At 60.4% G+C, this 6,285-nt stretch carries 6 protein-coding genes and 1 pseudogene; 2 read left to right on the top strand and 5 right to left on the bottom strand.

Annotated elements, in window-relative coordinates; genetic code table 11:
- Nucleotides 1–342, top strand: a 342-nt coding sequence (locus tag F8N85_RS23625; protein ID WP_150805924.1) for a transposase, incomplete at its 5' end; no start/stop codon positions are given.
- A 202-nt stretch (nucleotides 343–544) separates the two neighbouring features.
- Here F8N85_RS23625 and F8N85_RS23620 read toward each other — a convergent pair.
- Nucleotides 545–859, bottom strand: coding sequence for a hypothetical protein (locus F8N85_RS23620; RefSeq protein WP_150805923.1), 315 nt, complete (start codon nucleotides 857–859; stop codon nucleotides 545–547).
- A 514-nt stretch (nucleotides 860–1,373) separates the two neighbouring features.
- Here F8N85_RS23620 and F8N85_RS35120 point away from each other — a divergent pair.
- Nucleotides 1,374–1,613: pseudogene (locus tag F8N85_RS35120) on the top strand (YebG family protein); the annotation flags it as partial.
- Between the two features lie 207 nt (nucleotides 1,614–1,820).
- On the opposite strand, the gene F8N85_RS23610 reads toward F8N85_RS35120, so the two are convergent.
- The 4 genes from F8N85_RS23610 to F8N85_RS23595 all read right to left on the bottom strand — a co-directional run bounded on the left by F8N85_RS23610 (nucleotide 1,821) and on the right by F8N85_RS23595 (nucleotide 6,125).
- Complete coding sequence (locus tag F8N85_RS23610; protein ID WP_150805921.1) at nucleotides 1,821–2,930, bottom strand: dihydrolipoamide acetyltransferase family protein; 1,110 nt, start codon at nucleotides 2,928–2,930, stop codon at nucleotides 1,821–1,823.
- Nucleotides 2,931–2,946: 16 nt separating this feature from the next.
- Complete coding sequence (locus F8N85_RS23605) at nucleotides 2,947–3,933, bottom strand: alpha-ketoacid dehydrogenase subunit beta (RefSeq protein ID WP_150805920.1); 987 nt, start codon at nucleotides 3,931–3,933, stop codon at nucleotides 2,947–2,949.
- Nucleotides 3,926–5,023: a pyruvate dehydrogenase (acetyl-transferring) E1 component subunit alpha gene (gene pdhA / locus F8N85_RS23600; protein ID WP_150805919.1), complete on the bottom strand. Its 1,098-nt coding sequence runs from the start codon at nucleotides 5,021–5,023 to the stop codon at nucleotides 3,926–3,928. The genes F8N85_RS23605 and pdhA overlap by 8 nt, the downstream gene beginning before the upstream one ends.
- A gap of 82 nt (nucleotides 5,024–5,105) precedes the next feature.
- A complete protein-coding gene (locus F8N85_RS23595) occupies nucleotides 5,106–6,125 on the bottom strand; it encodes a Leu/Phe/Val dehydrogenase (protein WP_150805918.1) in 1,020 nt (339 codons plus the stop codon).
- Nucleotides 6,126–6,285 lie beyond the last annotated feature (160 nt).

Genomic DNA, 6,285 nt, shown 5'->3' with positions numbered 1-6,285 from the left:
GCACAAAAAAAGCAAAAACAGAAGCAGCTTCAATCACAGACAGTGGAGGCAGCAGGCTACGTTGTGGTGGTCACGACCTTGGACTGCCTGAGTGCGCAAGAGGTCTTGGCCCTTTATCGGCACCGCTGGCAGGTGGAGTTGGCGTTCAAGCGGATGAAGTCATTGCTAGGGTTATCGCGCTTGAGAAAGAAAAACCCGGAAGGCGCGAAAGCCTGGCTGCAAGGGAAATTATTAGTGGCTTGCCTTATTGAGCGGTTGATCGCCACAGGCGAGCATTTTTCCCCTGTCGAGAGCGAGGGGCATTCAAGAAAACGTGGCTCAGAGGCGTTGTCGCTGGCGTGAAATGGCCTTTATCCATTGGTTGCTTTGTAGCGTGATCAGTCCCCGCTTGTCGTTGTTTACGTGTCTTGAGAAATGGGATTACTTCAGTCGTGCACTGCGCGAATCCCCGCGAAAAAAGCGGGGATACCAGCAAGATGAGCTATGGAGCGAGAGATTTGGTTAGCGCCTATGGGGGCAAGCCCCCTCGCCACAAGGTTTGTGCCTACTTCGAGATCTGCGCCTGCAACCGCCGACCGAGCACATCCAGAAGATCACACCCATCGCGCAGTGCAATGGCGCAGAGCCGGGCGAAGTCTTGGAGGATCACCGCATCGGTACGAATTTCCTCGCGCATGGCCAGGTTTTCCATCAACTGAGTGACGGCGCGGATGCGGTAATCGGCAGCGTCCTGCAGCACATCGAGTGGCGCCAGGGTGTCGACGAACAGGGTCGGGATATCGCAGTCGTTGCTGGTGAGAGGCATGTAGCGATGGGTGGGGGCGGTGGAAAAGGGTGGATCGGGTGTCAGTGTTTTCATTTGAGAGCTCTGGTTATGCATCAATCAAGCATCGACGCGAATGAGTCCCGGTATTTAAAGGGTTCCTACGCCCTGTCACTGAATTTGCAGTGACATTCAAAGATTATCGATGCAGCCAATCTCCCGCCAGTTCATACAAACCGCCACAGCCTGCGGGAAGTTTCCGATGAGTTCGCGCAAAATCTTAGTCGTCTGACAGGTCGCTTTCGCGGGCAAGCCCGGCTCCCACAGGTCTTGCGTCGATCTTGTAGGAGCAGCCGGTCGACGCTCGATTGCTCGCGATGGAGGTTAACGATAACGCGTGCTTTCTGAATAAACGCGCCGTCCTTGAGTCCATCGCGAGCAAGCTCGCTCCTACAGGGGTGCAGGCAACACGGTCTACCTGACAAACCCTAAAACACAGCTACATTGAAAAGCCACTACCCAAAGCGGCGGGATTCGCTTATGCTTTTAGCTGTATAAAAATACAGTAGTCGCAAAAGACAACTTATCGTGAAGGCATGTGAGGTGGTAAATGGCCGTCGAAGTGGTATACCGCAGCAGCCGAGATCTGGAGCGTTTGTTCATGGATAAAGCCGAAGCTGACCGTCATGACAAAATGCTCGAACTGGCCGAGTTGCTGGCCGAAGTGTTGCAAAAAGCCGTTCCGTCGCTGACCGAGCAGCAAGTGGAAGAAGCCGGGATCTACATGGCGAAAAATCGCGATGTGTTCGCCAAGGCATTCAAGAGCCAACCGGACGCCCTGTCCGAGTTACTCAATGTGCCGGCTGAAGCACCTGAACCGGTTAAAGCGCCTGAAGTGACTGAAGCAGCCGAACCGGTTGAAGCAACCGAAACAGCTGAGCCCGTCAAGCCCGCGAAAGCCGCGAAAGCCGCCAAGCCCGCGAAGTAAGCAACACCCCGAATTGAATAGGCCCTGAGTCACTGACTCAGGGCCTTTTTAATGGCTGCAGGAAAAGTTCTAATCCTCAGGTTTTTCCAGGGCTTCGACCAGCGCCTTGAAGAACCGCGCCGCTTCGCCGCCAGTCACCGCCCGGTGATCGAAGGTCAGCGACAGCGGCAGGATCGGATGCACCACAACCTTGCCGTTCATCGCGACCGGTTCGTCGCGAATGGCGCCGGCGGCGAGAATTGCCACCTGTGGCGGCACCACCACCGGGTTGGCGTAGCGCCCGAACAAGGTGCCGAAATTGGACAGGGTCAGGGTCGCGCCCATCATTTCCTGGGGCGGTATCGAGCGCGCCTGTACGTCGGCGCGCAATCGATTCATGCCCTCTTTAAGGTCGGCCGACGCACGCTTGCCGACATCGAGCAGGACCGGCACGAACAAACCGTCCGGTGTGTCCACGGCGATGCCCAGATCGAGTGTCTGGTGCTGCTTGATCGACAGCGACTTGCCGTCGAACGCACTGTTCAATACGGGTTCCAGCGCACAGGCGGCAGCCATGGCCTTGGCCAGGCGAATCAACGGATCCCGGGCCTGGCCCCAGCGATGCAAGTCGGCATCGCCGAAGATCGTCACCGGCACCACTTCGGCGTGGGACCTGGCCATGTTCAGCGCCATGCTGCGACGTACTCCGCGCAGCTTCTCGCCGCCGAATTTTTCGCGCTCGGTCCGCGATGCCCCCTCGACGTCACTACGGGTAATCAGGCCGTCCGTGCCGGAACCGCTCAACTCGCTCAAGTCGACGCCCAGTTGCCGGGCCAGTTGCCGCACCGCAGGGGTGGCACGGGTGGCCATGTGTTCGCGAGTCGAGGGGGCAGCGCCAACGAAAAACTGATCGTCCTGGCGGCTGCCACCCCCTTCCAGGCGCCCGACCACCGTGCCTGCATCCGCCTCGCCTTCATATCCGAGCAAGGGCTCGCCGACGTGCAGGATATCGCCTTCAGCGCCGTAGGTTTTCGCCACCACGCCGTCATAGGGCGCGGGGATATCCACCAGTGCCTTGGCGGTTTCCACCGAGACCAGCAATTGATCGGCCTTGACCGTATCGCCGACCTTGACGTGCCATTTGACGATCTCCGCTTCCTGCAGACCTTCGCCCAGATCGGGCAGTTTGAAATATTTCATCACTCCCTCCTCGGGCTCAGGCGAAATTCAGCACGCTATCGCAGGCGTGAAGAATGTCTTCAACGCTGGGGATGTACAGTTGCTCGAGCCGATACAGCGGTGGCGGGATATCCGGCGCGGTAACCCGCAGAATTGGCGCCTGCAATTCCAGCAACGCCCGTTCGTAGAGGCTGGCAGCGATTTCCGCGCCAACCCCGCAGGAGCGCGGTGCTTCATGGATGATCACGCAATGGCCGGTCTTGCGTACTGAAGCTTCCAGCGTGTCGAGGTCCAGGGGTTTGATGCAGGCGACGTCGATCACTTCCGCCGACACGCCCTGCTCAGCCAGTGCGGTAGCGGCCTGCAGGGTTTCCATGACACTGGCGCCCCAGCTGATCAACGTGATATCGCTGCCTTCGCGCAAGGTGAAACAGCTATCGAGGGGCAGGCGTTTGCCGTCATCAACCAGCGGTTGCGGGTTCATTCGGTAGAGTCGGGTCGGCTCGAGAAACACCACTGGATCCGGATCATCGATGGCCGCCAGCAGCAGGCCATAGGCCCGGGCCGGCGATGAGGGGATCAGCACTCGCAGCCCCGGAATATGCGCGAACAGCGCCTCGGTGCTTTCACTGTGATGCTCGGGTGCACGAATCCCGGCACCCATCGGGGAGCGCAGCACCATCGGGCAGGTGATCCGCCCTCGTGTGCGGTTGCGAATGCGGCTGGCGTGGGACACCAGGTGCTCCATGGTGGCGTAGATAAAACCCATGAACTGGATCTCCACCACCGGTTTCAGGCCTTGGGCGGCCATGCCTATCACCAGCCCGCCGAGCATGGTTTCGGCCAGCGGCGAGTCGATTACCCGCTTGAAGCCAAAGCTGTCCCGCAGCCCTTGGGTGGCGCGAAACACCCCGCCGTTCACGCCGACGTCTTCGCCCAGAACAATGACATTTTCGTCTTCGCCCATGGCTCGATGCAGGGCCAGATTCACCGCTTCCAGCAGGCTGACTTTAGCGTCACTCATGAGCCCCTCCTCGCGCGCGCCGGGCTGCCCGTTCGAGAAACCATTCGCGCTGATCGCCCAGGACTGCCGGCCATTGTGCGTAGACGTATTGCATCAGTGTTTCTGGGGCTTGATGACCGGCCGCGTCGAAGTTATCCACAGCGCGTTGCACCAGCCCCTGACACTCGGCGATCAGCGCCTGCTCGCGACGTTCGTCCCAGACGCCCTGCCCGGCCATGAAGGTTTGCAGGCGCTTGATCGGTTCTTCGAGCCAGGCGTGCTTGACCTCCTCGGCGGGACGATAGCGCGTGGCATCGTCGGCGGTGGTGTGGTCGCCGAGGCGATAACTCACGCATTCCAGCAACACCGGGCCTTTGCCGTGACGCGCCCGCTCCAGCGCGACTTGCACACGGTCATAGACTGCCAGAAGGTCATTGCCGTCAACCTGTTCGCCATGGAACCCGGCGCCGATCGCCTTCTGCGCCAGGGTCGGCGCACCGCACTGAATCCGGCGCGGCACCGAGATTGCCCACTGGTTGTTGTTGATCACGAACACCACCGGCAACTGCCAGGCGCCCGCCACGTTAAGGGCCTCGAGAAAGTCGCCCTTGCTGGTGGCGCCGTCGCCGCAGGTGGTCACCGCCACCCGGTGTTCGCCGCGGATCTTGAACGCGCTGGCGACACCGCAAGCATGCAGCGCCTGGGTCGCAATCGGCACGCAGATGGGAAAGTCCTGAGCCACCGCGGGCTCGGCAAAGTGGCTGCCGCGCTCGTCACCGCCCCAGTACAAAAGGATTTCTTCCATCCGCACTCCGCGCATCAATTGCACGGCGGTGTCGCGGTAATACGGCACCAGCACATCTTCGGCGTGCATCAGGCTGCCGACCGCCACGCCGATCGCCTCTTGACCCAGGGTCGGCGCGTAGGTGCCGATGCGTCCGGTACGTTGCAGGGCGACCGCTTTCTGATCGAACAGGCGGGTCAGTACCATCTGCCGGTAAAGGCGCGTCAGCAGATTAAAATCATCCGCCCAGGCAGGCAGCTCACCGAGCAGTTGGCCATCGGGGGATAAATAACGGGTATAGGGAAGGTCGACCGTGTTACGAGGCATGGCACAGCTCCTTGCACGCCGGATAAGCGTGAAGCTGATAAGCCCCGCGCTTGTGACGCCGGGCTCTGAAACATATCGGCTCCTAACGGTACAGCAGGCGCTCCGCCAACTCGTCCGCCACCCGCGCCGGGGAGCGTTTTTCGGCTTGGGCATGGGCGAAGACTTCGGTCAGTCGCGCGCCGATTTTCGACAGATGCGCGGTAATGATCGGCAACTCCTCGCCGCGATGTTTCAGCGAGACGTAAATCAGCCCGCCGGAATTGATCACGTAATCCGGCGCGTACAGAATCCCGCGGTTCTCCAGCTGATCGGCGACCTGCAGATTGGTCAGCTGGTTGTTTGCCGAACCCGCTACCGCCGCGCAGCGCAACTGGGCGACGCTGTGGCTGTTGAGCACGCCGCCCAGGCCACAAGGCGCGAGGATGTCGCAGGGGGTGCTGAGCAGTGATTCATTGGCAATCGGGTGGGCACCGAGTTGCTCCATGGCCAACTGTACTTTGCCCGGGTCGATGTCGCTGACCAGCAGTTCGGCACCGGCGGCATGCAACTGTTCGGCAAGCGCGAAACCGACATTGCCCAGGCCCTGAACGGCAATCCGCAGGCCCTCGAGGTTATCGATGCCCAGGCGGGCGATGGCGGTGGCGCGGATTCCGGCGAATACCCCCATGGCAGCATGCGGCGAAGGGTCGCCCGCTGCAGTGGTGCTGGTGACATGTTGGGTTTGTTGGGCGATGCAATCCATGTCGGCAACCGAGGTGCCGCTGTCGATGGCGGTGATATAACGACCGTCGAGCTGTTCGACGCAGCGGCCGAAGGCTTCAAACAATGCGGAACGGCTTTCGACATGGGCCGGTCGAATAATTACCGCTACACCGCCGCCTTGAGGCAGTCCGGCCAAGGCAGCCTTGTAACTCATCCCCTGGGCCAGGCGCACGGCATCCGCCACGGCACTTTCATCGTCGGGGTAGGCAAGGTATCGACAGCCGCCAAGGGCAGGTCCCAGACGGCTGCAATGGATAGCAATCACCGCCTTCAAACCGGTCACCGGGTCGACACTCAGGTGTAGCGATTCAAGGCGGGTGCTTTGCATGAGAGCGAACATCATCGGGCTCCCGAATCAAGCTTCCAGTCGCCAGTATAGGCTTGTGGCGAAAGATTGCAGAAACGCACAGGAATAAGCCGCAGCGGATTTCAAGCTTTAGGACATAACCTGCAACCTGTTGTGTACAGCACTGGACGAAAGCCGGCGACGGGGCTAAAAC

It is taken from the genome of Pseudomonas fluorescens (genome assembly GCF_902497875.1).
In the GTDB taxonomy this organism is placed as follows: Bacteria; Pseudomonadota; Gammaproteobacteria; order Pseudomonadales; family Pseudomonadaceae; genus Aquipseudomonas; species Aquipseudomonas fluorescens_BR.
The sequence above is the reverse complement of the archived record's forward strand: the minus strand, read 5'-3'. Positions and strand labels throughout refer to the sequence as shown.